This window comes from Bradyrhizobium sp. LHD-71, assembly GCF_031157255.1.
Lineage (GTDB): Bacteria > Pseudomonadota > Alphaproteobacteria > Rhizobiales > Xanthobacteraceae > P52-10.
The window spans coordinates 178,086-200,204 of record NZ_JAVIFX010000007.1 but is presented as its reverse complement, the minus strand read 5'-3'; the positions used below and the strand labels follow the sequence as shown (position 1 = coordinate 200,204).

Annotated in this window: 20 protein-coding genes; 11 read left to right on the top strand and 9 right to left on the bottom strand. The window is 61.1% G+C overall.

Translation table 11 applies throughout. The features are described 5' to 3' along the window. The first annotated feature begins 10 nt into the window (after positions 1-10). The 5 genes from RCO31_RS10180 (at position 11) to RCO31_RS10160 (ending at position 3,404) form a co-directional block, all read left to right on the top strand. Positions 11-634, top strand: coding sequence for a serine protease (locus RCO31_RS10180; protein ID WP_308968206.1), 624 nt, complete (start codon positions 11-13; stop codon positions 632-634). 36 nt (positions 635-670) lie between these two features. Beyond that, entirely contained in the window at positions 671-1,123 is a 453-nt protein-coding gene (locus RCO31_RS10175) for a hypothetical protein (RefSeq protein ID WP_308968205.1), read from the top strand. Between the two features lie 151 nt (positions 1,124-1,274). Next, the gene (locus RCO31_RS10170) at positions 1,275-1,658 is read left to right on the top strand and encodes a hypothetical protein (protein WP_308968204.1); all 384 of its coding nucleotides are present in this window, start codon (positions 1,275-1,277) and stop codon (positions 1,656-1,658) included. A gap of 337 nt (positions 1,659-1,995) precedes the next feature. After that, positions 1,996-2,676, top strand: a complete 681-nt coding sequence (locus RCO31_RS10165) for an STN domain-containing protein (RefSeq protein WP_308968203.1) — start codon at positions 1,996-1,998, stop codon at positions 2,674-2,676. A gap of 113 nt (positions 2,677-2,789) precedes the next feature. Further along, positions 2,790-3,404 carry an energy transducer TonB gene (locus tag RCO31_RS10160; RefSeq protein WP_308968202.1) on the top strand — a complete coding sequence of 205 codons (615 nt, stop codon included), beginning with the start codon at positions 2,790-2,792 and terminating at the stop codon, positions 3,402-3,404. 11 nt (positions 3,405-3,415) lie between these two features. On the opposite strand, the gene RCO31_RS10155 is transcribed toward RCO31_RS10160, so the two are convergent. Genes RCO31_RS10155 through RCO31_RS10145 form a run of 3 tightly spaced genes read right to left on the bottom strand, consistent with a single transcriptional unit; the run spans position 3,416 to position 7,228 of the window. Continuing rightward, positions 3,416-5,683, bottom strand: a complete 2,268-nt coding sequence (locus tag RCO31_RS10155; protein WP_308968201.1) for a xanthine dehydrogenase family protein molybdopterin-binding subunit — start codon at positions 5,681-5,683, stop codon at positions 3,416-3,418. Further along, positions 5,676-6,734: a xanthine dehydrogenase family protein subunit M gene (locus RCO31_RS10150; RefSeq protein ID WP_308968200.1), complete on the bottom strand. Its 1,059-nt coding sequence runs from the start codon at positions 6,732-6,734 to the stop codon at positions 5,676-5,678. Before RCO31_RS10150 ends, RCO31_RS10155 begins: the two co-directional genes overlap by 8 nt. Then, positions 6,731-7,228 (bottom strand): 2Fe-2S iron-sulfur cluster-binding protein, encoded by a 498-nt coding sequence (locus tag RCO31_RS10145; protein WP_308968199.1) that lies wholly within the window; start codon positions 7,226-7,228, stop codon positions 6,731-6,733. The genes RCO31_RS10150 and RCO31_RS10145 overlap by 4 nt, the downstream gene beginning before the upstream one ends. A gap of 201 nt (positions 7,229-7,429) precedes the next feature. On the opposite strand from RCO31_RS10145, the gene RCO31_RS10140 reads away from it, so the two are divergent. Further along, positions 7,430-8,080, top strand: a complete 651-nt coding sequence (locus tag RCO31_RS10140; protein WP_308968198.1) for a TetR/AcrR family transcriptional regulator — start codon at positions 7,430-7,432, stop codon at positions 8,078-8,080. A 34-nt stretch (positions 8,081-8,114) separates the two neighbouring features. Here RCO31_RS10140 and RCO31_RS10135 read toward each other — a convergent pair whose 3' ends face one another. Both RCO31_RS10135 and RCO31_RS10130 read right to left on the bottom strand, forming a co-directional pair. Further along, on the bottom strand, positions 8,115-9,341 hold the full coding sequence (locus RCO31_RS10135) for an MFS transporter (RefSeq protein WP_308968197.1): 1,227 nt from the start codon (positions 9,339-9,341) through the stop codon (positions 8,115-8,117). Positions 9,342-9,509: 168 nt separating this feature from the next. Further along, positions 9,510-10,487: a tripartite tricarboxylate transporter substrate binding protein gene (locus tag RCO31_RS10130; protein WP_308968196.1), complete on the bottom strand. Its 978-nt coding sequence runs from the start codon at positions 10,485-10,487 to the stop codon at positions 9,510-9,512. Between the two features lie 217 nt (positions 10,488-10,704). On the opposite strand from RCO31_RS10130, the gene RCO31_RS10125 reads away from it, so the two are divergent. Then, positions 10,705-11,661 carry a LysR family transcriptional regulator gene (locus tag RCO31_RS10125; protein WP_308968195.1) on the top strand — a complete coding sequence of 319 codons (957 nt, stop codon included), beginning with the start codon at positions 10,705-10,707 and terminating at the stop codon, positions 11,659-11,661. Here RCO31_RS10125 and RCO31_RS10120 read toward each other — a convergent pair. Continuing rightward, positions 11,645-12,568: a LysR family transcriptional regulator gene (locus RCO31_RS10120; protein ID WP_308968194.1), complete on the bottom strand. Its 924-nt coding sequence runs from the start codon at positions 12,566-12,568 to the stop codon at positions 11,645-11,647. The genes RCO31_RS10125 and RCO31_RS10120 overlap by 17 nt on opposite strands. A gap of 143 nt (positions 12,569-12,711) precedes the next feature. On the opposite strand from RCO31_RS10120, the gene RCO31_RS10115 reads away from it, so the two are divergent. The 4 genes from RCO31_RS10115 (at position 12,712) to RCO31_RS10100 (ending at position 17,021) form a co-directional block, all read left to right on the top strand. Then, positions 12,712-13,689: a tripartite tricarboxylate transporter substrate binding protein gene (locus tag RCO31_RS10115; RefSeq protein WP_308968193.1), complete on the top strand. Its 978-nt coding sequence runs from the start codon at positions 12,712-12,714 to the stop codon at positions 13,687-13,689. Between the two features lie 44 nt (positions 13,690-13,733). Further along, entirely contained in the window at positions 13,734-14,924 is a 1,191-nt protein-coding gene (locus RCO31_RS10110; protein ID WP_308968192.1) for a CoA transferase, read from the top strand. Positions 14,925-14,992: 68 nt separating this feature from the next. Beyond that, on the top strand, positions 14,993-15,970 hold the full coding sequence (locus RCO31_RS10105; RefSeq protein ID WP_308968191.1) for a tripartite tricarboxylate transporter substrate binding protein: 978 nt from the start codon (positions 14,993-14,995) through the stop codon (positions 15,968-15,970). 694 nt (positions 15,971-16,664) lie between these two features. Beyond that, a complete protein-coding gene (locus tag RCO31_RS10100) occupies positions 16,665-17,021 on the top strand; it encodes a VanZ family protein (protein WP_308968190.1) in 357 nt (118 codons plus the stop codon). A 13-nt stretch (positions 17,022-17,034) separates the two neighbouring features. On the opposite strand, the gene RCO31_RS10095 is transcribed toward RCO31_RS10100, so the two are convergent. The 3 genes from RCO31_RS10095 to RCO31_RS10085 form a co-directional block, all read right to left on the bottom strand. Further along, positions 17,035-19,251, bottom strand: coding sequence for an Ig-like domain-containing protein (locus tag RCO31_RS10095; RefSeq protein ID WP_308968189.1), 2,217 nt, complete (start codon positions 19,249-19,251; stop codon positions 17,035-17,037). 444 nt (positions 19,252-19,695) lie between these two features. Further along, complete coding sequence (locus tag RCO31_RS10090) at positions 19,696-20,643, bottom strand: methyltransferase domain-containing protein (RefSeq protein ID WP_308968188.1); 948 nt, start codon at positions 20,641-20,643, stop codon at positions 19,696-19,698. Between the two features lie 122 nt (positions 20,644-20,765). After that, complete coding sequence (locus RCO31_RS10085; RefSeq protein WP_308968187.1) at positions 20,766-22,118, bottom strand: Ig-like domain-containing protein; 1,353 nt, start codon at positions 22,116-22,118, stop codon at positions 20,766-20,768. Position 22,119 lies beyond the last annotated feature (1 nt).

The following is a 22,119-nucleotide window of genomic DNA, read 5'->3' as shown; positions in this document are numbered from 1 at the left end:
TTCAAAGCCGTTGGCCCTGCCGCCTCAGGCGCCGGTTCAGCGCCAGCTCAAGAGCACAGCCTTCTTCGTCGACGGCGCAGGTCATATGCTCACCGCGCGCCATGCGGTGGAAAATTGCGCGCGAGTCGTCGTCGTGAAGGAAGGACATCGCGTTCTGGCGAGCGTCGTGGCGCAGTCGTCGCGCCATGACCTCGCTCTGCTTAAGGCGCCGAAAACGCTTGGACTCGCTGCGGTCTTTCCGCGCAGTGTCGTCGCCAGCCCGAACGATATGGTCTTTGCCGGCGCCTATGACACGCTGCCGGGATTGCGCGTGGGGGGAGGTGTCCTTGCCAATGCCCGCGTTACGACGTCCTCGGGCGGTAGCGAAAGCGGTCATCTGGCGATTGAATCCTCTGTCACCTTCGGCGCGAGCGGTGCGCCGGTGCTCGATCGAAACGGCCTCGTGCAAGGCGTGATCAGCCGTCGTGCCTTGCCCAATCGCGTTCTGGCGGTGGGAGTTGCCGAAACAACGTCATTCCTGACGGCCTCCGGCGTGCGGATCGTGCAGGACGATCGTCCGCAGCTGGCCGGGTCGGCTTCGCGCGCGCATCGCGCGGCCTCGATCTCGGCAACTGTCATGTGTCTGCAAAACTGATCCTGGAGATTGCGCCGAAGCTTTCGGAGCGGGTTCATGACCTTCAGGCTTTCGTCCATCTCTCCCGGCGTTGCCGTGCCGGCCATGGTCGGGATTCTGCTTTGCGCCCTTGCCGTCGGTCCGGCATCGGCTCAAACGCTCGACTTCCGCGAACCGGGCAAGGCACCGCCGTCCTGGCTTCAGTTCGCCAAGCTGTTGCAGTACCGCTTCGAGGAATGGGTCGGAAGTGATGATCCTATTGCCGCACGATTTCGCGTTTATCTGAAGGCGCACGCCGGCACATCCGATGGGCCACCATCGACTTTGACCGTACGGGCCTGGGTGAATCCGGACGGCACGGTAGGGCGGGTAGCATTTGCTGCCTTTGCGGATGCCGGCGCCACGGAGGATCTTCGCACAGTTCTGACCCGCGGCAATGTTGGTGAAGCGCCTCCGCCGGAAATGCTTCAGCCGATTAATCTGCGCTTCTCTCTCAATCGCAAGAAGTGATTCACGATCGCGCGGCTCGATGCGAAAACTTCGTCATAAAATTGTCATTTCAGCGAAATCTCAACCTTCTTGGGATTGCGTTAGGCCAATGCAAGCAACACATCACTGCGAATGATAAGCCTGTCAGTGTCGTCGCACGGACGCTCTGGAGATGCACATGCGTATTCCTTTTCTTGTTGCCATTGCAGTCCTCGGCTCTGTCGCGCCGAGTGTCGCCCAAGAGCGACCGGCCGCCTCGCCGGAAATTCTGATTGGCGGCGGCGCGCCAGTCTCAATTGCTTCGGAAACTTGCGTAGAAGTCGAGATCGGATCGAGCCGTGCCTTCAACTGCCTCAATCAAAAGCTCAGGCGTCAGGTTGACCGCGTCAATCCGAGCATGAACATCCCCCCTGTCGATGCGCGGTCACAGGATATTCGCGTCGGCGTCGTCAATATGCCCGCCGTCCAACAGCAGTACGGACGGAATTTCGGCGTGTCCGTTATCCCGTATCGCCCGTCGCTGCCGACATACAGCTCGCCGGTCGGCCGACGGTAATATCGACGACATACACGCGTTGCGCGAGCGCGGACGGTGCGGCGGATCCGCTGCTGTGTCCCGCGCACCACAGCCATGTGCCTGTCGAGGCCTCGACTCACACCCCCTCTCGGCCTTGAAGAAACTGTCATAAAGTCAGAGTAGGGATTGCCCTTCGTTGCTCGACCGCCCGCGGGATGACGAGGCGGATCGAGGGAATGAGCCAGGTCAATCCGGTCAACAAGTGAAGTATTGAGTCGTGATGTGCCGCAACAACGGGGGCGCCGTCGGGATGCCGTGTCCCAGCAAGCGGCGCGCCCTTTTTGCGGCGGCCAGACGGTGCATCCGAGAGCGGGGTGTGGTTGGCTTGGCCTTGCTTGCGATGGCGATTGGTTTTGCGGCGTTCGCCAACGAGGATAAGACGCCGCTCAGCCCGAAGCTGATGTTCAGCATTCCCGCGCAGCCGCTTGTCACGGCCCTGCAAGCCTACAGCGCCGTCAGCGGCGTGCATGTCCTGTACGAAAGCGGCGTGGAAATCGGCTTACGATCCTCCGCGGTGCAGGGCGAGTTCACCAGAGAGGCGGCACTCAACGTTTTGCTAGGGGACAACAACCTCGTGCCTCGCTATGCGCGCGCGGATTCGGTCGTCCTGGTCAATCCGCTCATGGCGAGCGCCAATGACCCGCCCGAGACATTGCTCGGTGAGGCTGATCTGGCGCTCGATACCTTGCACGTGAACGCGTCTCGGAATGGGCCGGATCGCAACGCCTTGACGGACTACGTCGGTGCGATTCAGCAGGATGTGCAGCAGGCGCTTCGCAGGGCGGCAAAGACGGGCTCGGGCACGTACAGGGTTGGCGTTGACCTTTGGGTCGATCAGGCGCGCACGATCCGCAAGGCGGAGATATTTCGCTCGACGGGTGACATCGGGCGCGACTCTGCTGTTTCCGAAGTGCTGCAAGGTTTAGTCATTCGGCAGTCCGCGCCTGCACGCACGCCGCAACCCGTTCGTGTCATGATCGTCGTGCGATCCTTGTAGGCCCCAACGCCGTGCCTCATTCACACGACGATGGACGTCATCAACAGGAGCTTGATCGCGCGTCCGCGTTGACGCGTCATTCCGCCCCGGCTGCTCATTTGGATGTGCGTTGGTTGGTCGGAATTGCCATTCTCGTGCCGATCATGCTGTCCGCCGGCGTATATTGGCTTCATCACGTGCCGCCGGGTTCGCAGCGGCACGCGGAAGGTCCGTTGGTCGAAGTCCGGCTGGTCCAGGAGCCGGCCCGCGAACCCGCGCCTCTTGTGGTGACGCGTCCGGATATCGCGATCAGCACGGGGCGGCCCGAGCCGTTGGTTGCAGCACCGGAGCGTTCGATCCCTGAAGAGACGACGACGATGGCCTCTGTCGCTCCAACAACGGTGCCGGCCGAGTCAGCGCCAGCTCGCAGCGCGACGGCGCGTGTCAGCGCCATGCCGAGCGGGTCTGCGTCTGCCTTCCGCCGGCAGCTGCTTAGCCACATCGCACGCTACAAGCGCCATCCCAATGGCGGGCAGGCAGATGGGGTGCGCGGCGTTGTCCAAGTCTTGTTCGCGATGCGTCGGGACGGGACGGTGATCGAAACCTGGGTGCGAACCAGCTCGGGCCATGTTCTGCTGGACCAGGCTGCAACCGAAACCATTCGCCGAGCGCAACCGCTTCCAGCGATTCCGGCGGATTTGCCGGACAAGCTTACGATACTGCTGCCGATGTCGTTCGACGCGCAGTGACCCAGCTGGATTCAATCCGACGCAGGCACCACAAGATCACCGATCCTGATGGGAAACCGGCGTACGCGAAATCCTGTCGCGTGCCAGACCGCGTTTGCAATGGCGCCAGCCGAGCCGGTTACACCGATCTCGCCGACGCCCTTGATGCCGAGCGCATTCACATAAGGATCATGTTCCTCGACCGTCAGGACATCGAGCGATGGCACGTCGGCATTTACGGGCACGTGATACTCGGCAAGGTTGGCGTTTAACAGCCGGCCCGAGCGTGGATCCATCACTGCTTCCTCATGCAACGCAAATGAGATGCCCCAAATCATCCCGCCGAACAGCTGGCTGCGGGCCAGGCGAGGATTGATGATGCGGCCTGCGGCAAACGCGCCGACCATGCGCGACACGCGCACCTGGCCGAGGTCCGGGTCGACCTTGACTTCGGCGAACACCGCACCGTGCGCATGCATGGCGTAGATGGATTGTGCGGCGGGATCCATGCCGCCCTTGCCGCGTGCTTCGATCTCTGCAAGGCCCGCACGCGTCAGGATGTCGGCATAATCCTCGCTCCAGCTCTCGTCGTCGCGGCGATACAGCCGGCCGTCGCGCGCGATCACGCCGGTGTTGCCTGCACCGAAAAGCGGCGAGCGTTCATCGCTCATCGCGAGGTCCGCAAGCTTGGCCGTGACGGCTGCTCCGGCGTTATGGATCGCCATGCCGGCGGTGGCCGTGTGCGCGGAGCCGCCGGCGATTCCTGCGTCCGGCAGGTCGGATGTGCCCGCCCTGAACTCCACCTGCGCGAGATCAAGTCCCAGTCCGTCCGCCGCTATCTGCGCCAGTGCTGTCCATGCGCCTTGACCCATGTCATGGGCGCCGGACTCGACCAGTCCAGAGCCATCGGCGCGGATGACCGCGCGGGCATCGGCAGCAAACATCAGCGCGGGAAAGGTCGCCGTGCCAACGCCCCAGCCAACCAGGAAGCCTGCCTCGTCACGCAGCTGACGAGGCTTGAGCGGACGGCGCGCCCAGCCGAACCGCTCGGCACCTTGGGCGTAGCACTCACGCAGCGCCTTCGACGAAAATGGCTTGCCGGTGATCGGCTCGACGTCAGCGTAGTTCTTTAGGCGGAAAGCGAGCGGATCCATGCCGCACATCCATGCCGCCTCGTCGATCGCGCTTTCGAGGGCGATCGATCCGGGCGCCTCTCCAGGCGCGCGCATGAAGAGCGGCGTTCCGGTATCCAGGCGGACCACCTCGTGCGACGTGGCAATGGCAGGGCTCGCGTAAAGCGTATGCGAGGCGTCTGCCGCAGGTTCGAAGAAATCGTCGAAGCTGCTGCTTGCAGTCCTGGCGTGATGGTCGATCGCCGTCAGGCGGCCGTCACCGTCCATGCCGACCCGCAGGGTCTGACGCGTAGGCGCGCGATGGCCGACCGGGCCGTACATCTGCTCGCGACGCAGCGTGAGCTTGACTGGTTTGCCGACCAGGCGCGCGGCCATGATGCCGAGAATCTGCGGGCCGGAAATGAGGCCCTTGGAGCCGAATCCGCCGCCGAGAAAGGGGCTGCGGATGTGGATATTGCTCGGCGGGATTCCGAACAGTCCGGCAATTCGCGCTTGCGCCATGGCCAGGCCCTGGCTCGGCGTGTCGATCGATAGCGTATCGCCGTCCCACGCGGCTACGATCGCATGCGGCTCCATGGCATTGTGATACTGAGCTGGTGTCTCATAGGTCGCTTCGATACGCATTGATGCGTCTGTGAGTGCGGAATTCACATCACCGTGCCGCACCTCTGCGGGATTGCCGACACCGACAGCCGGCGGCGCGAAGCTCTTGTCACCGTCGAGGCCGACCCGCGCAGGCTGCGTCTCATATCGAGGCGCCAGAAGCGCAGCACCCTCCGTCGCCGACTCCAAGGTCTCGGCGATCACCACTGCGATCGCCTGATTGGCATAACGGACCGTGTCGTCCTGCAGGAGCTCGAGGCGGAACATGAACGGGTGCGTCTTCGCGTCCGGGTCTTCAGCAAGCCGCGGCTTGTGAACAGGTGTCATGACATCGACGACGCCCGGATGGCGCTTCGCCGCCTCCACGTCGAGGAAGGTCACCCGGCCGCGAGCAACGCTGCTGACGGCGAGAACCGCATGCAGCATTCCCGGCACATGATTGTCGGCGGCGTAGCGGGCCTGTCCCGTGACTTTCAGAATGCCGTCGCGACGCGTCAGCGGTTGACCGATGTTTGAGCCGTGCCGCATGTGGGAAGAAGCCTCGGTCAATCTGATATCAGACATTATGCGGTATTCCTGCGGCAGAGGAGAAAGGGGAAGCGGGCAGGGCGGGAATGCGCGCAGGCGTTCCGGTCGCGGCGAGTGTCAGGGCGCGGATGATAATCCGCTGCGCAAGCTCAATCTTGAACGCGTTGTTGCCGGACGGCTTGGCACCGGCAAGCGCTGCTTCCGCGGCCCAGCGATAGGCGGCCGCATCGGGATGTGCGCCAATCAAGGCGTCTTCCGCTTCGCGGGCACGCCAGGGTTTGGCGGCGACTCCGCCAAGCGCGAGCCGCGCGTCTTTGATGATACCCTGCTCGATCTTAAGGCATGCGGCTGCCGAGACCACCGCAAAGGCATACGACGTGCGTTCTCGCAGCTTTAGGTAACGCGCATGGGCTGCGAACGTGCGGGCCTCGCCGGGCAACCGCACTGCGACAATCAACTCACCAGGTTCAAGGACGCTGTCGCGCTCTGGCGCATCTCCCGGTAGCCGGTGAAAAAACTGGACAGGTATCTCACGACCGCCGTCACGTCCCTCGATCTCGACCACGGCGTCAAGCGCAACGAGCGGCACGCAGAAGTCGGACGGATGGGTCGCGATGCAAGCGTCGCTCCAGCCAAGCACGGCATGGAGCCGGTTCTCGCCCTCACGCGCATCACAGCCCGCGCCCGGCGAGCGCTTGTTGCAGGCGCTTGCAGCGTCGTAGAAATAGCTGCAGCGCGTTCGTTGCATAAGGTTGCCGCCGACCGTCGCCGCGTTACGCAGCTGTGCCGATGCGCCCGACAGCAGTGCTTCGGCAACCGCCGGATAGCTCTTGGCGAACTCCGAATCGTGCGCGAGATCTGCATTGCGAACCAGTGCGCCGATTCGCGTGCCGCCATCAGGCAGCCGCTCGATGCGATCAAGTCCGGGCAGACGTGTGACGTCAACCAGTCGCTTCGGACTGACAACGCCACCTTTCATCAAGTCGAGCAGGTTGGTGCCGGCGGCAAGATAGGCCGCTCCGGGCGCCGCCGCTGCGGCGATGGCGTCGACAACTGTCGAAGGCCTCACATAGTCGAACGTTTTCATGCGGAGCGCCTCCGGTCGGTCAAAGCCATCGCTGCGGTTGCATCGAGCACCGCCTCTGTGATTCCGGCATAAGCGCCGCAGCGGCAGAGGTTTCCACTCATGCCCTCCCGGACGCGTTCCGGATCGTCAGCGGCATGTCCTTCCTGGATCAAGCCGATCGCGCTCATGATCTGCCCCGGCGTGCAGAAACCACATTGGAGACCATCGTGCGTGATGAAGGCCGCCTGCACGGGATGCAGCCGATCACCGGTTGCAACACCCTCGATGGTGAGGAGGTCAGCGCCGTCGTGGCTGACCGCGAGAGCCAGGCACGAATTGATACGCCGGCCGTCAACGATCACGGTACATGCGCCGCATTGACCGCGGTCGCATCCTTTCTTGGTTCCAGTCAGCTGGAGCCGCTCGCGCAGGAGATCGAGCAGCGTGACGCGGGGATCATCAAGCTCGACATCGCATGGCGAGCCGTTGACGATGAGGCTAATCGAAAAGCTCATGCAGATACTCAGGGGCTAGGGATGGAGTGCGACGGTCACGGCGGGGCGAGCGCAGCCATGGCGTCGCGAAGTCAACGCTTGCGTTGTATGTGTGGCGCTCCGTGGTGACGGTTTTGGTCCGCGACGCCACGTGCTTTAGGATCGTATGTCGGTTATTATACGGAGGCATCCTCCGTTTTCAAGAGAGGGACGATCAAAAGAATGCGAACGACGGATCGGCCCGCCGCAACGGCTCGACGGCCCCGCACCGACGCGGTTCGCAACCGCGAGCGCGTTCTGGAAGCCGCAAAAGCCGTGTTCAGCGCCGGAGGTGCCGACGCGAGCCTCGAAGCGGTGGCAAAGCGGGCTGGTGTCGGAATCGGTACGCTTTACCGCCACTTTCCGACGCGAGAGGCGTTGTTCGAGGCTGTCTATCGGCGCGAGGTCGAGCAGCTAAGCGACCTCGCTGAGCGGCTGAAGAGCGAGGCTGAACCGGTTGACGCCTTGCGCAGCTGGCTCAGATCGAACGTCGAGTTCGTTGCCACAAAAAAGGGAATGGCGACCGCGCTGGCGCTTGCGGCGTATGGTTCGTCGGAGCTTCACGCGTACACATTCGACAGGTTGACGAAAGCGGTTGGCGCCTTGCTGGAGCGGGCGGTCGCTGCGGGCGAAGTTCGCGCCGACATTCGTCCTGAAGACCTTCTGCGGGCGCTTGTTGGCATGTGCTACATGCACGACCAGCCTGGCTGGCAGCCGACGGTTCTTCGGTTGGTGGATGTGTTCGTCGACGGTCTTCGCGTGCAAAGCGGCGCGATCAAGGCAGCGAAAGCGCAGCACCGGCGACGACCGCCGGCAACGAGCCGCAAAGGATAGTCACAATCCAGCGCGTCTGACGATTTGAGCCACCTCAACTTCGTCCGCTTCCGAATCGGACGCCTTTTGCTTCCGCGCCAAAGCCGGCCAGCAAGGCGACCGCGACCGCGAAAATGCCCGCAACAACGGCAAGCGCCAAGGCGTAATCGCTGCCGTAATTTGCGGCGATGCCTGCCTGCATGGTCGCATTTGCGGAGGCAAGAAGATTCCCGAGTTGATACGCAAAGCCCGGAAAGGTTCCGCGTACCGCGTCAGGCGAAAGCTCGTTGAGATGAACCGGCACGACACCCCAGGCGCCCTGAACCGCGAACTGCATGATGAAGGCGCCGATCGCGAGCCAGACCGGACTACTGGCATAAGCCCACAGGGGAATGGCGGGCAGGGCGAGGAGTGCCGCCATCACGATTGCTCGCCGTCGTCCAATGCGTTGCGAGAGCGCACCGAACGTCAGACCGCCGATGATCGCTCCGATGTTGTAGACGATAGCGATCGCGCCGACCGTATGGCTCGACAATCCGCGCTGCGTCTCAAGGAAGGTCGGGTAGATATCCTGGGTGCCATGGCTGAAGAAGTTGAAGGCCGTCATGAGGACGACCGCCCATACGAACAGGCCGACATTGCCGCGAATCGCATCGACGATGCCGGTACGAACGACCGCTTGCTGCCGCGCCACGAACGCGGGTGATTCCTCGATATGCCGGCGAATGTAAAAGACGAGCAATGCGGGCAGGGCCCCGACCATGAACATTCCGCGCCAGCCGATATACGGATAGAGCACAAAGAAAACGATCGAAGCGAGAAGATACCCGGTCGGGTAACCGGCCTGCAGGATGCCCGAGACTATTCCCCGTGCCTTTTCCGGGACGGTTTCCATGGTGAGCGAGGCGCCAACGCCCCACTCGCCACCCATGGCCACGCCATAGAGAGCGCGCAGCACGAGAAGTGCAGTGAGCGACGGGGCGAACCCTGATGCGAACTCAAGCACCGAATAGAGAAGCACATTGGCCATCAAGGTGGGGCGTCGTCCGAAGCGATCGGCCGCGAGCCCGAAGAGCAGTGCTCCGACCGGCCGCATCGCGAGAGTCAGCAGGATCGCGACCGTAACCGACTTGACGTCCGTTCCGAACTCCTGGGCGATGTCGTTGAGAACGAACACAAGGATGAAGAAATCGAAGGCGTCGAGGGTCCAGCCGAGAAAGCTTGCCACCACGACTTTTCGCTGAGGTGTCGTCAGCTCTCTGATTTCAGGCACGAGATTCATGATCCCTCCTGCCGAGGGAGCCATATAAAGTCGCTAGTTCGCCACACCCTCTTCTTCGCAACTAGTTCGAGGTCACCCGCATTGCAAGATCATCCCTCCGGACGGGCCACTGTGGTCGCGCTCGATTGGCACGAATTCGAATCGATGAAGAAGAAATAGTTTCGATTGCTATTCGCCTTTGAGGCTCGCCTCACGGATCAATTCGCTCCACTTGCGCGTCTCGTCGTCGATGAACTTGCCGAACTCGGCGGCTGTGCTGCCGCGCGCTTCCAGACCCTGGACGAGCAGCTTCCGTTTGACCTCGGGATCGGCAGTCGCGCGATTGATCTCCGTCTGCAGCCGATCGACGATCGTTCGGGGCGTCGCAGCCGGAGCCATAAAACCATACCAGCCGGAGGCGATCACGCTGGGCAGGCCTTGCTCCCGCAAGGTTTGAGCCTGCGGATAGATCGGGCTCCGATTGGCAGAGGCCACGCCGAGCACGCGCAACTTGCCGCTCTCGATGTGCGGCAAGGCTGTGCTGATTGCGGTCAGGGTCGCATCGACGCGCCCGGCGAGCAGTTCGGTATAAGCCGGAGCATCGCCGCGGAAGGGGACGTTGAGGCCTTTGACTCCTGCGCCTCTAAACAATAGTTCGGCTGCGAGGTGAGGCTGAGAACCAGCACCGGGAGAGGCGAAGGTGAGGCCGTCGGGCCGTGATTTACCGTAGGCAATCAGCTCTTGAACGGTCTTGAAGCTGGCCTGCGCGTTGACGATCAAAAATAGCGGCGCAACGACGGCCATTGCCACCGGCTGCAGGTCCTTGCGATCGTAATTCAATTTCCCGAACAGGGCTTCGGCCGTCGCGTACGGCGCGGCCGCATAGAGGAACGTGTATCCGTCCGGCGCGGCGCGCGCTGCGAATTCGGTGGCGACGCGCGTCCCCGCACCCGGCTTGTTCTCGACGATGAACTGCTGAGCAAGACCGCGCCCCAACTGCTCGGCGAGGATCCGCAGCGAGATGTCGCTTGCTCCGCCGGCGGCGTAGGGCGAGACAAGCCGCACGAGATGCGAAGGCCAATCGTCCTGCGCGAATGCCCGCAACGATGAACCTGCGCAGAGGCTGGCGGCAAGAGTGCCCAGTAAAGTTCGGCGTGTGACCTTCATGAATAGCCTCCCCGGGGCCGAGAGCCGGGTGCCCTTTCGGACGCAGTCGGCCGCGCCTGCTTTCATCGGAGCTGCAGCGCGGTCACGCTGCCGGCTAATGGCGCGTTATCCTCTGACGGGCGACGATAGATATGCGATCCCTATAGGACAATGTGTATTTTTCGACATATTAATCGGCTTACCCTATGAATGTCGCCAGGGTAATTAGAGACTGAGGATGGCGATGGATGTGACACTGCGGCAGTTGCGCGCTTTCGTTGCCGTGCTGGATGCCTCCAGCTTTTCGGAGGCGGCCAAAGCCATGCATCTGTCCCAAGCGGCACTCAGCGGGCTCATCAAGGAGCTCGAGAGCCGCCTCGGCGTGCGCCTGCTGGATCGCAGCACCCGAAGGGTGTCCGCCTCCGCGGTCGGTGAGGTGTTCGAGCCGCTGGTGCGGCGTGTGCTCTCCAACCTGGACGAGGCGCTGGAGGGACTGACCAACCTCAAGGATCTCCGTCGCGGGCTGGTGCGGGTGGCGGCGCCCGAGACACTATCCTGCACGCTGCTGCCTGAGCTCATTGCCAGCTACAGCAGTCGTTACCCAGGCGTAGATGTGCGGTTCGATGACGTGCCGATTCAGCAGGTGCTTGCAGGTTTGGACAACGCCAGCACCGATATCGGTTTCGGGCCTGCGGGGGTCGTGACCGACGAGACGGTCGACGTGCACTTTATGTGTGCTGATCCGCTCTGGGTAGCTTTGCGGGCCGACGACCCGCTGACAGAAGGCGAAGCGGTCAGCTGGAGAGGCTTGCGCGATCGACCGCTGATCAACTACATGCCCAACATTGCGATCAATGTGCTGGCCAACGTTCCATCTCGGCATCACCCAAGGCAGATGGTGTCCGTGCATCGGGTGAATACCGCCTTGTCCATGCTGCGGGTGAGGCAAGGTGCCGTGATCTGTCCCTCCATGGCGGAGCCACTCGTGCGCGGCTTCGGGCTGCAGTTTCTGCCGCTCGAGCAACCCACCGTAAGATGGAGCATCGCGGCGTTCGTACGGCCGGGGGCATCACTCTCACCGGCGGTGGAGAGCTTCCTCAACTACGCATTGGACTTCGTCCCGGACCGAGCGAGGAAATATCCGGAAAGCGGTCGCGCGCGGGAGGCCGCGCGGTCGATCAAGCGTCGTCGATAAGTCGTTTCGATCCGGATATCCGGCCAAGCTGCGCACGCACAAGGCCGACAAATTTCGCGGCAGCCGGCGACAGGGTGCGGCCGACCTTCCGGATGAGAGACATTTGATACTCTATGGCCGGACCCACCAGCGGTTTCGCGGTCAATGTGGGAAACTGCTGACGAACCAGGAGGTAGTCGGGCAGAATCGTGAGCCCGATGCCGGACGCCGTCATCGACATAGCGGTATTAAACAACGATACTTCGAATGTCGGGTCGAACCTCTTGCTCGACTTCGCCAGCGCTGTATCGATATCCGCCCTGACCATGTTGTCCTGGCGCATGCAGATGGTTGCGAACGACGGCAGATCATTCCAGGAGATCTGCTTCTTTGTGCCAAATGATCCTTTGGCAACTCCTATGGCGCTGATGCGGCCTTTCAAGATCCGTTCGATCGTGACGTCCGGTATCGGTCCCTGCACGCTTCCGATCGCAAATTCCGCATCGGTGGTCAGGAGCTTGTCGACGAGCTGGCTCGCGGACACGTCATAGAGCACGATGTCGACTCCGGGATGATCCTTCCTGAACTGGCAGAGGATCGGCGGCATGAATGTCGATGCAAACCCGGCCGAGACGGCCATCGCCAGCTTGCCGGTGTTCACGCCATTGAGATTGCGCATCTGATTGGTGAGATTGTCCGTGGCGGCGAGAATTTGCTCGGCCGCAGCAGTTGCCTGCACACCCGCACCAGTTGGCACAAGCTCGCGGGTGGTTCGGTCGAACAGGCGCAGGCCGAAAGCCTTCTCAAGCTGCTGGAGCTGCAAACTGACGGCAGCCTGTGTCAATCCAAGCTGTGTGGCCGCGCGCGTAAGATTGCCGGCGCGATGCACATGAACGAGGATCTGCAACTGACGAAGCGACAAATTCATAAGTTATCCTAATGGAGATATCACCGGCCAACAGATTAACTTGATGGCTGCGTTTTGCTAGGTCGAACAATGCGCAAGGCCCACGCTCTGGACCGAAAAAGGACGATCAAGCTGTGGAAACGCCAAGGAAAGCTCGTCAAACCATGCATCTTCGCGATCGGACGTTTGGGTGGATCTGCGCCGTTGGCGTGTTGCTCGGCGCGTTCCCGGCCGGGGGCACAGCATCCGCCGCCGACGCTTATCCGGCCCGTCCAATCCGGATCATCGTGCCGTTTCCGCCCGGTGCTATCACCGACGCGATGAGCAGAAAGCTTGCGACCGAGCTGGGCAAAGTCATCGATCAGGCTATCGTCGTCGAGAACAAGCCTGGTGCCGCGACCGTCATCGGAACCCAGGCTGTGAAGAGCGCGCCGGCGGACGGCTACACGGTGCTCTTCCAATTGAGCTCTCTCGCCACGAACGTGTATTTGCTCAGGCAGCCGGGCTATTCGTTGCCCGACTTCAAGCCAGTCGCCATGCTCGGTCAGAGCGCCATGGTATTGATCGCATCGAAGAAATTCTCTTCGCTTCCGGATCTGGTCGTTTACGGGAAGGCGAATCCGGCTGAACTGAACTGTTCGGGGACGGGTGACGGTGTTGCAACCGTCATCGGCTCCAGGCTGAAGCAGGCTGCGGGTATCGATTGGGCGCTCATAAATTATAAGGGTGGCGCGGAAGCCGTGCAGGCCGTCATGACCGGCGACGTGGATTTCTCGCTGCCGACCCAGGCCGCGCCGCTGATTTACGCCAATCCCGACAAGCTCAATGTTCTGGCCATCACCAGCAAGAAGCGCGTCGAGTTCTTGCCGGATGTTCCGACATTCGCGGAGCTCGGCTATCCCGCAATCGACGCGCAGACCTGGTTTGGACTGTTCGTCAGGTCGGAGACGCCGCCTGCGGTGATCGACAAGCTCAAGTCCGCATTGGCTGATGTGTTGCGTCTTCCTTCGATGCAGGAGGAATTCCGCAAGCTTCGCATCTCGCCCTATGAGGGGGCACTGGATGACGTTCCTGCCAGGCTGGAGCAGGAACTCGTCGACTTCACCCGCGAGGCAAAGAAGTTTGGAATCGAGCCTCAATAGTCGAGGCCGGGTTAAAGTTTGCGGTCTGAGTAGGAAAGAACCTCATGCGCCCCCTGGAGGGTATCCGTGTCATCGACCTTACGCATGTCTTGGCTGGTCCGTTTTCGACCCATCAGCTGTGCATGTTGGGCGCCGACGTTATCAAGATCGAAAAACCGGGGCAGGGCGATCAGACGCGCGGCCTCTCCTTGCAGCCCGAACTGAAAGGAATGGCGCCTGGCTTCGTCGCTCTCAATGCAGGCAAGCGCTCGATCGTACTGGACCTGAAGACCGACGAAGGCCGTCGAACGGTGGAAAAGCTGGTGGCGACGGCTGACGTGTTCGTCGAGAATTTTCGACCGGGAAAGGCGGCAAAGCTTGGACTGACGCCTGAGCGACTGCACGCAATCAAGCCGACATTGATTTATTGCTCCATCTCCGGATGGGGACAGGTCGGCCCGAATGCGTCTCGGCCGGCCTATGACCATGTCATTCAGGCCGCCACCGGAATGATGTTGTTACAAGGTGACAATCCGGAAGCGCCGCCGATGAAGGTGGGCTTCCCGATGATCGACATCGGCACGGGAATGATGGCAGCAAACGCGATGTTGGCAGCATTGCTGCGACGCGCGAGGGGAGATCTGTCTCCAATCGTGCTCGATGTCTCCATGGTTGATGCGTCGGCGCAGTTGATGGTTGGTGCCGTGGCGAATTACTGGCTGGCCGGGATCGCGCCGCGCCGCGTTGGCAATCAAGGCTTCGTCGGCAGTCCGGGCGCCGATACATTCCCGACCGCCGATGGTTGGATTTCCACGGCTGCGAACACGCTGCGCCAATTTCAGATCCTTTGCCGCGTTCTTGATCGGCCGGATATTCTCACCAACAGGGAACTTCTGCCGAAGTTGCCCAGCTCGCCGGACGGGTTTTTGTCCGACCTCAACAACAAGGCACTGCGCGACGAGCTTGTGAAGGCGTTCGCAACCGAGAGAGCTGTTGTCTGGGAGGAGCGACTCGCGGCGGCAGGTGTACCAGCGTCCATGGTCCAGACGGTGCCCTCCTATCTCGACGGCCACTACGTGCAGAGCGGACGCGTAGATTCCGAGCTGGAAGCGCATCCGCTCGGTCGGAGCACATCGGCGCGCATCCTCAACGAAGGATTCCGCTGGACAGGCGAGGCGCGATCCCGACCCCGGCACGCGCCGCGGCTGGGAGAGCACACAGCTGCGATCCTCGAGGAGCTTTCGCAATCGGCCTGAGCGCGAAGCGAGAGAAAGACATACAGGCAGCGCAAAGAATAGTCGGAGAGAACGGGAGGAGATTGGGGATGGATCGTCGAACATTTCTCGCTGCGGGTGCGGCAGCCGCGGCGCTGCCGGCGTTCACCGTCGAGGTATCGGCTGAAGCCTATCCGAACAAGCCAATCCGCATCGTTGTCGGTTATCCCGCCGGCGGGCAGGCCGACATCATCGCCCGGACCTATGGCGAGTACATCGCGCGACAGCTAGGTCAGCCGGTGGTCGTTGAAAACAAGGGTGGAGCCGGCGGCATTCTTGGCGCGGTCGAGGTGAAGCGCTCTCCGCCTGACGGCTATACGCTCATGGTCACCATCGCGGCGACGATGATTCAGAACCGGGTGATGGTGAAGAACCTGCCCTATGACGCCGATAAGGACTTCGTGCTCGCATCGCTGATGACCCAGATCGGGCTGGTGATGGCGGCGAGCGAGAAGACCGGTGCGGGCAATTTGAAGGAGTTCGTCGCGTATGCGAAGAAGAATGAGAAGGTGAGTCTGGGCAGCTGGGCGCTCGGGTCCGCTGCCCACCTGCTCGCCGTCGAACTCAACAAGCAATATGGATTGAACATCGAGCCCGTGCATTATCGAGGCGAGACGCCGATGTGGGCCGACGTGGGCGGCCAGTCGCTGGATGCCGCGGTGGGCAGCTACAATGCGGCGTTGCCAGTGTTGCAGAGTGGCCGCGCCAAAACATTGGCCACGACCGGACTGCAACGTCTGCCCGTGCTGCCCGATGTCCCGACGATGATTGAACAAGGCGCCAAGTCGAAACTCTACGAGCTGCGCGGCTTCACCTGCTTTGCGCTGCCTGTCGGAACGCCGCCGGACATCATCAAGAAGCTCTCCGGCGTCATCGTTGCCGGCGCGAACGATCCGAAGGTCAAACAGACGATGGACCAGTTCTTCCTCAATCCCCCAATCCCGCACGACGAGGCGCAAAAGCTTTTCGCCGAGCAGACGCCGTTGTTCGTCCAGTTCCTGGAGGGTGTGGGAATCAAGCCGGAGTAAAGTAAACTTGCCAACGCCACAGGACGGTCAACCGTGACGTAGCCGACAACTCCGAACAAAGTCGTCCACTGGCGTTCAGGATCCGTGGTTCAGGACCCCTTTCGCGCTCAGACTGAAGCGTCGAATTTGGAATGAAACACTGCGCGCAGCGACTGTAAATCCGCGATTGTGCCGTGCAGTGCCCTTAACCTGGCTGTCGCGCGGCTCATTTGTTCTTCGAGTCGCCGCAAATCCGCGCGCATGGCCGGTTCGCGCGAAAGATACTCGTCATGCTCGGTGCCGATCGCAACCGAGGCCCTGTCGCGGGCTTCATCAAAGCGCCGACTGAGTCCGTCCTCTTCCGCCTTCAGCGTTGAGATCGCCTCATCTATCGCCTTGCCGACCGCGGCAATCGTCTTCCTGTCGCTGAGCTCGTCGCGTTCAGCAGAGCGTGTCCGGAAGTCGTCCGACTTTGTCCTTCGGGAAAAATGCTGCAGCATCCTTGGCCTTTCAAAGACGTATCATCTGCCAGTCGTGTCCCTCGACCGTCTGGGTAGGTTCAGTCGTGAGTCTGTCGATCGAGCTTCGGCCCTATGCGATTCCACAATCATGCGGAAGCTCCTTCACAGGCCAAAGCCGTTTGATGCGTTGCGGCTTGGCGGGTGCGTCGCAATATGCGACAGGTGAACGGTATGCAGCGACAAAGGTCTTCAACTTGCCGAATGTCATAAACGTGCTCGCGAAATGGGCGGCTTGGGGAATCCTGCTCGGCTTGTTGTTCGTGACCGTCGTTCCCGCCGGCGCAAGGCCGATTGTCGTGCGCGGGCACTATGCCGAGCACATCCTGGCCTTTGGCGCACTTGGGGTGGCCTTTGCGATTGCCTATCGGCAGCAGACGATGGCGTTGCTCATCGGGCTGACCTGCTTCTGTTTCGCGATCGAAATCACCCAACTGTTCCTGCCAACGCGGCATGCGCGCTGGCAGGATCTCGTTGTGGATGTTCTCGCGGTCTGTGCGGGAATCTTGCTAACTCGCGCCCTTCAAAGAACGCTGAAGCTTCGTCCCGGTTGAGGTCGCGATCAACTTAGGTGAGCTGATGCGTTTGCGTCAGTGTCGGGGTGAGGCTGTCCTGACTTCCGGCCTGGTTGAATACGCCGTTCGGCGCACTGTTTGATGCCGCGAGAGTTGTGGCAGAATATTGCGTCATCATGTCAAGGGCGCGGTCCATCTGGGCGACGGCACTCGAAGTCGCACTGTTGGTTGAACTCACCGCGACCAGGCTGACGTTGTCATACAGCGCGCCGTGCCCGTCCCCGCTCTGGCCTTGCGCTTCGCGGAAAGTCAGACGATCCTGACCACCGGTGCCGGTCACGGTGAAATTGTAGGTCTCCCACTCGCCGCCGGGAGGCACTCGCGCGACCACGGTATCGTTCCATAAGACTTCGATCGTGCCGGTCGCGGGAGGCGAATCCGGACGTGATCTCGCATCGAAGGAGAGCTCATACCGCTGGCCCGAGTTGGTCTGCACCGTTTGATACAGGCCGTCCCTTGCACCGACGACGTCGAGCTCGCCGAAGTTCGATCCATCGGTGGCGCGCACACCGTTGACGTTGTTCCAGAGCTCGATCATGCCGCCCGCAACGGCGGTCCAGCCGGGGAGCGAGTTGAACCCGTCCCACTGATGGGCTGCCACGGTCGTTGCTTCGAATGAGCCGTTCTGGAGAAGGTTCGAGCCGTTCGTCGGCGGCTCGGGCGTCTTTGCGGCGGTCAGGCTGACATTATCATAGAGCGCGCCCAGGCCGTCGCGGCTTTGGCCATCTGCTTCGCGGAAGGTGAGCTTGTCTTGCCCTCCGGTGCCGGTGACCTTGAAGCTGTACGTCGACCAGTTGCTGCCAGGTGGCACGCTCGCGATCAGCTTGTCGTTCCACCAGACCTCAATCGTGGATGTCGCAGCACCGAAGCCTGGCCTGGAGCGGGAATCAAAGGAAAGATCGTAGCTTTGTCCCGCGACGGTCTTGACGGTTTGATAGAAACCGTCTTCGGCGCCGCCGAAATCCAATTCGCCGAAGTTGGAGCCGTCGGTGGCGCGTACGCCAACGTGGTTATTCCACAGCTCGATCCTGCTGCCGGAGAGTGCCGTCCAGCCCGGAAGGGTTTGCGAGCCGGACCATTCACCAGCAGCGACCGTTGTCGCCTCGAATGAACCGTTGACCAGGAGATTGCCGTTGCTTGGTGGGGGTGTGCTTGTGGCCTGCACCTGCACATTGAGCCGCGCCGACGCTGCGCTCGTGTTGCCGGCGGCGTCCGTGGCCGTGGCCCTGAAGCTGTGCGTAGCATTCGACAACTGTGCGGTCGCAAAGCTCCAAGTCCCGCTCTTGTTGGCCGTTGCGGTGCCGATCTGACTTGAGCCATCGAAAATCTTGACGACGCTCTCGGGCTCGGCCTTTCCGGACAAAGTCAGGCGGTTCGCGCTGGTGACACCATCGCCAACTGTTTCTGTGTCAGGCGAGAACCCGGTGATGGTAGGCGTGGCGGGAGCCGTGGTATCCGGATCGGACGGGGGATTGCCGACACTGCCCTGCAACGGAGGCGGCAGATTGTTCTGAAACTCCGAATTGCTCATGGAGTAGTAGCCGAGTGTTCTCCATTGCGTCGAAAGCTCGACCCAGTTGCTATTGCCGGCGACCGGATTGTTGCTGTGATCGTCGAGATAAGGGGCGGTGGAATTGCGCCACCAGTCGGCACCGACCATGGCGACCACGTTCGCATTCGCTTCCGTCACCCTCATATCCATCTGGACGTAGACGCCATCGACCGTCCCGGCCAGATAGGTACCTCGCGACTGATACCAGAAATGGTCATTGTACCCGTCGGGAGGTGCGTCGAAAGATGCAACTCCATTCGACAGAGTCGTTATATCCATTTCCTTTCCAGCGTTCCCCGCGAAGTCGGGGACGAAATGGGCACCGGCTATCGGAAGCTTTGACTGGTCTTGGACCAGAACCCATTGGTTCGTCTCTTTGAGATGAACGTACGTCTTGGAGTTGGCAACTTCGACGTTTGCGTTTGGATTGGTCGGCGCCGTTCCCTCCTGATGATAAACCGCTCCCCATCCCTCAACGGCGGTGAAGTTTGAGGGCGGTGCCTGAATGCCGTAATCCTCCCACCCCTTGTACCAATCCCAACTCTGCGGCACGCCCTCCGGAAAGCCCTCGCTCAAGTTGCGAGTATTTTGCTTGATGATTTCCGATAGTGAAATTGCCATTAGAAGCAGTCCCCTTCTGGTTTCGCCATTCCCCAAGTGCCGAGCTTTGTCTGCACATGGCGCATCGTCAGTTCTGTCGTGCTGCGAAGGCGGGCGGGACGCTGACAACGCAATTTGTCGCTAATGTGTTTGCGATCTTATATTCGCGCGTGAAGCACAAAATGCCGGCAGAACAGCCGGCAAAATCCTTTGTGTTCAAAAGCATCTTGGTGCCCGCGGCAAAACGTCCGCAGCCATTTTCAAGCACGAACGTCTCTCATTGCCATCATGAGCAACGGTATCTACGGAATTATTTTAGGTGATTCGCGTGGTTGAGCCGCGAAAATAAAAGCGTGGGGCCAAAATATTTAGCCGCGAACACGGCGGCGCGGTATCACCATGCTTAGCTTGCGGCAGATTCCAGAAATCACCGAATTAAAGGTGGCTGACCGCAATGCCGCATTCGCGCGACACGAGCAGCCCGAGGATGACCTATCCTTTTCAGCTACGCACGGCGCTCAGCATGTAGTGATAATTGTGGTATTTGCGTACGTATTCCGAGCCGCTGAGTGCGCGGTAAATTCGATGGCTACGCTCGCTGACGGTTGGATACGCAGTATGCGGATAGCACTTGATGTCCTCGAAGCCGAGTTCGCGAAGCATGGCCATCACGCGCCACACGTTGGTGGGAAACTCATAGTCGGCTGGACGGTGGGCCGAACGCTTCAACGTGTGATAGGCGGATCGCAATGAACGATAGGCGAAGCGCGGCATGAAGATCGATTTCGCCATTTGGAAGAGACCCCAGGCGTTGGGATCCTCCAGAAACAAAATACCCTTCGGCTTTAGCAGGTCCCGAAACGAAGCAAGCAGTTCGGGAAGTCGCTCGCATTCGTGATGTATTAAATCGATAGAGACGACATAGTCGAACGCGCCGGTCTGGAGCGGTATGCGGTTTACATCGCCATTGACGCAAGACGCTGCCCCGCAGTCCTTCTTTAGGTGCGCGAGCATGTCGAAAACCAGATCCAGATTGACGAACGTGTGGCCCAAGCGTTCAAATTCAGCGCAGCTCGGGTCAAAGCCGCAGCCAATATTGGCGAAGCGCTTGGGCGGAGAGTCGGTCGCGACCGAGCGTACCATGGCCCAGAACTCGCGCTTGGAAAGGCTCCACTGGCCGAGATTGAATTGCTCTTCCGGATGGTGCGCTCTCGACTTCATCATCAGCGCAAGATTCTGTTCTTCCTCCAGATGGACTGTGTTGACGTCATCAGGAACGAGAACCGGGATGCCCTGCTTGATCTCGTAAGGAGCGGCGCAGCCGGTGCATCGCAGTCCCCCCGAACCTTGCGTCAGCGCTGCACGGCATTTTGGGCATGCGAGCAGCTCTAGCAGGTCGGGCCTTATCTGGTCGCCGTCAGATCGGACAAGTGAGACAGTTCCGTGCATGGCGAGTCCTTTGCATTTCCAAAATCGGATTGGATGCGTTCGCAAAGGTAGCCGCGGCGTGCGCGGCTAAGTTGACGACCCTCAATAAGCGCGGCCGGCAGAATGTCTTCTGCCCCTAAGAATCACTTGCGCTTATGATTGCGGCTCTCGCCTCTCTTGCGGTCGGACGAGCCATTTCGAGTCATTTTGGCGATCGCTCCAAAAAGCAAAGCCAGTGAGATGAAGGACTCGCTGGTCAAAAGCTCCATTGGTGGGATCGGGCCTGTCGAATCGGGTCTGAGGGCGAGCTGGTAGCTGTGCGTCGCAGCGGTCGGGCCGGGCTGATGGACGCCGTTGTTGTCGCCGAGGCTCGCCCACTGAACCGCCGTCGCGGATGTTGCGTCAGACGACTTTTTCATCGAACCGGGGGCATCATTCGGCGACGGCGACGATGGAGACGACGATGCTCTCACCGCATCCAGCTCGACATCCAATGGTGATGACGTCGGACTGGTATTGCCGGCAGCGTCCGTGGCGGTCGCCGTAAAATTATACGTCGTATTGGACAACTGAGCTGTCGTGATAGTCCAGGTACCGCTCGCATTCGCACGCGCCGTACCGAGCTGTGTCGACCCATCAAACAGGGTGACGGTGCTGTCGGCCTCCGCTGTCCCAGACAATTTCAAGGCGCTCGCCTTTGTTGCCCCGGCCGCTCCGGCATCCAGCGCAAAGCCGCTAATCGTGGGCGGCGTAGGAGGCGTCTTGTCTGCCTTGGAGCCGATCGGCGGCGTCGATGTTGCAGCTCCGCGCAACGACGGCGGCAGATCCTTCTGAAGCTCTGCGGCGCTCATCGAGTAATAGCCAAGGGTCTTCCATTCCGTCGAAAGCTTGACCCAGTTGCTGCTGCCGGCGGCTGGGTTGTTGCTGTGGTCGTCAAGGTAGGGGGCGTGCGCGTCGCGCCACCAGTCGGCACCGACGATCGCAACCAGGTTCAAGTTCGGATCGGTCACCCTCATGTCCATCTGAACATAGACGCTGTCGATCGTCCCGGCCGCGTAGGTTCCTCGCGACTGATACCAGAAGTGATCATTATGCCCGCTCGGAGGAGCGGCGAACGTTGCGCCCCCGCCCGCGAGTGACGTCACCTTCATCTCATGCCCAGCATTTCCCACGAAGTCGGGGACGAAATGGCCGCCTGTGAGCGAGCTGCTTGACTGGTCTTGCACCAGGACCCATTGGCCAGTCGCTTTCAGGTGGATGTACGTCTTCGCGTTGGCGACCTCGACGGATGCGGCCGGGTTCGAATACGCCGGTGCCCCCGCCTGCTGGTAGATTGCGCCCCAACCTTCGACGGCGGTGAAATCGGCAGGCGGTGCTTGCATCCCTCGGCCGTCCCACCCCTTGTACCAGCTGTACGTCTTGGGCACGCCGACAGGGAATCCTTCGCTCTGCCCAAGGGTGTTCTGTTTGATTACGTTAGAGGTCGAGAAGTCCATT

Excerpts from the sequence above, each read along its gene's own strand:
- RCO31_RS10145 (WP_308968199.1), bottom strand. The coding sequence starts at position 7,228 with ATGAGCTTTTCGATTAGCCTCATCGTCAACGGCTCGCCATGCGATGTC.
- RCO31_RS10085 (WP_308968187.1), bottom strand. The coding sequence starts at position 22,118 with ATGGACTTCTCGACCTCTAACGTAATCAAACAGAACACCCTTGGGCAG.
- RCO31_RS10130 (WP_308968196.1), bottom strand. The coding sequence starts at position 10,487 with ATGAAGGTCACACGCCGAACTTTACTGGGCACTCTTGCCGCCAGCCTC.
- RCO31_RS10115 (WP_308968193.1), top strand. The coding sequence starts at position 12,712 with ATGCATCTTCGCGATCGGACGTTTGGGTGGATCTGCGCCGTTGGCGTG.
- RCO31_RS10110 (WP_308968192.1), top strand. The coding sequence starts at position 13,734 with ATGCGCCCCCTGGAGGGTATCCGTGTCATCGACCTTACGCATGTCTTG.
- RCO31_RS10155 (WP_308968201.1), bottom strand. The coding sequence starts at position 5,683 with ATGTCTGATATCAGATTGACCGAGGCTTCTTCCCACATGCGGCACGGC.
- RCO31_RS10135 (WP_308968197.1), bottom strand. The coding sequence starts at position 9,341 with ATGAATCTCGTGCCTGAAATCAGAGAGCTGACGACACCTCAGCGAAAA.
- RCO31_RS10150 (WP_308968200.1), bottom strand. The coding sequence starts at position 6,734 with ATGAAAACGTTCGACTATGTGAGGCCTTCGACAGTTGTCGACGCCATC.
- RCO31_RS10125 (WP_308968195.1), top strand. The coding sequence starts at position 10,705 with ATGGCGATGGATGTGACACTGCGGCAGTTGCGCGCTTTCGTTGCCGTG.
- RCO31_RS10140 (WP_308968198.1), top strand. The coding sequence starts at position 7,430 with ATGCGAACGACGGATCGGCCCGCCGCAACGGCTCGACGGCCCCGCACC.
- RCO31_RS10120 (WP_308968194.1), bottom strand. The coding sequence starts at position 12,568 with ATGAATTTGTCGCTTCGTCAGTTGCAGATCCTCGTTCATGTGCATCGC.
- RCO31_RS10105 (WP_308968191.1), top strand. The coding sequence starts at position 14,993 with ATGGATCGTCGAACATTTCTCGCTGCGGGTGCGGCAGCCGCGGCGCTG.
- RCO31_RS10170 (WP_308968204.1), top strand. The coding sequence starts at position 1,275 with ATGCACATGCGTATTCCTTTTCTTGTTGCCATTGCAGTCCTCGGCTCT.
- RCO31_RS10090 (WP_308968188.1), bottom strand. The coding sequence starts at position 20,643 with ATGCACGGAACTGTCTCACTTGTCCGATCTGACGGCGACCAGATAAGG.
- RCO31_RS10175 (WP_308968205.1), top strand. The coding sequence starts at position 671 with ATGACCTTCAGGCTTTCGTCCATCTCTCCCGGCGTTGCCGTGCCGGCC.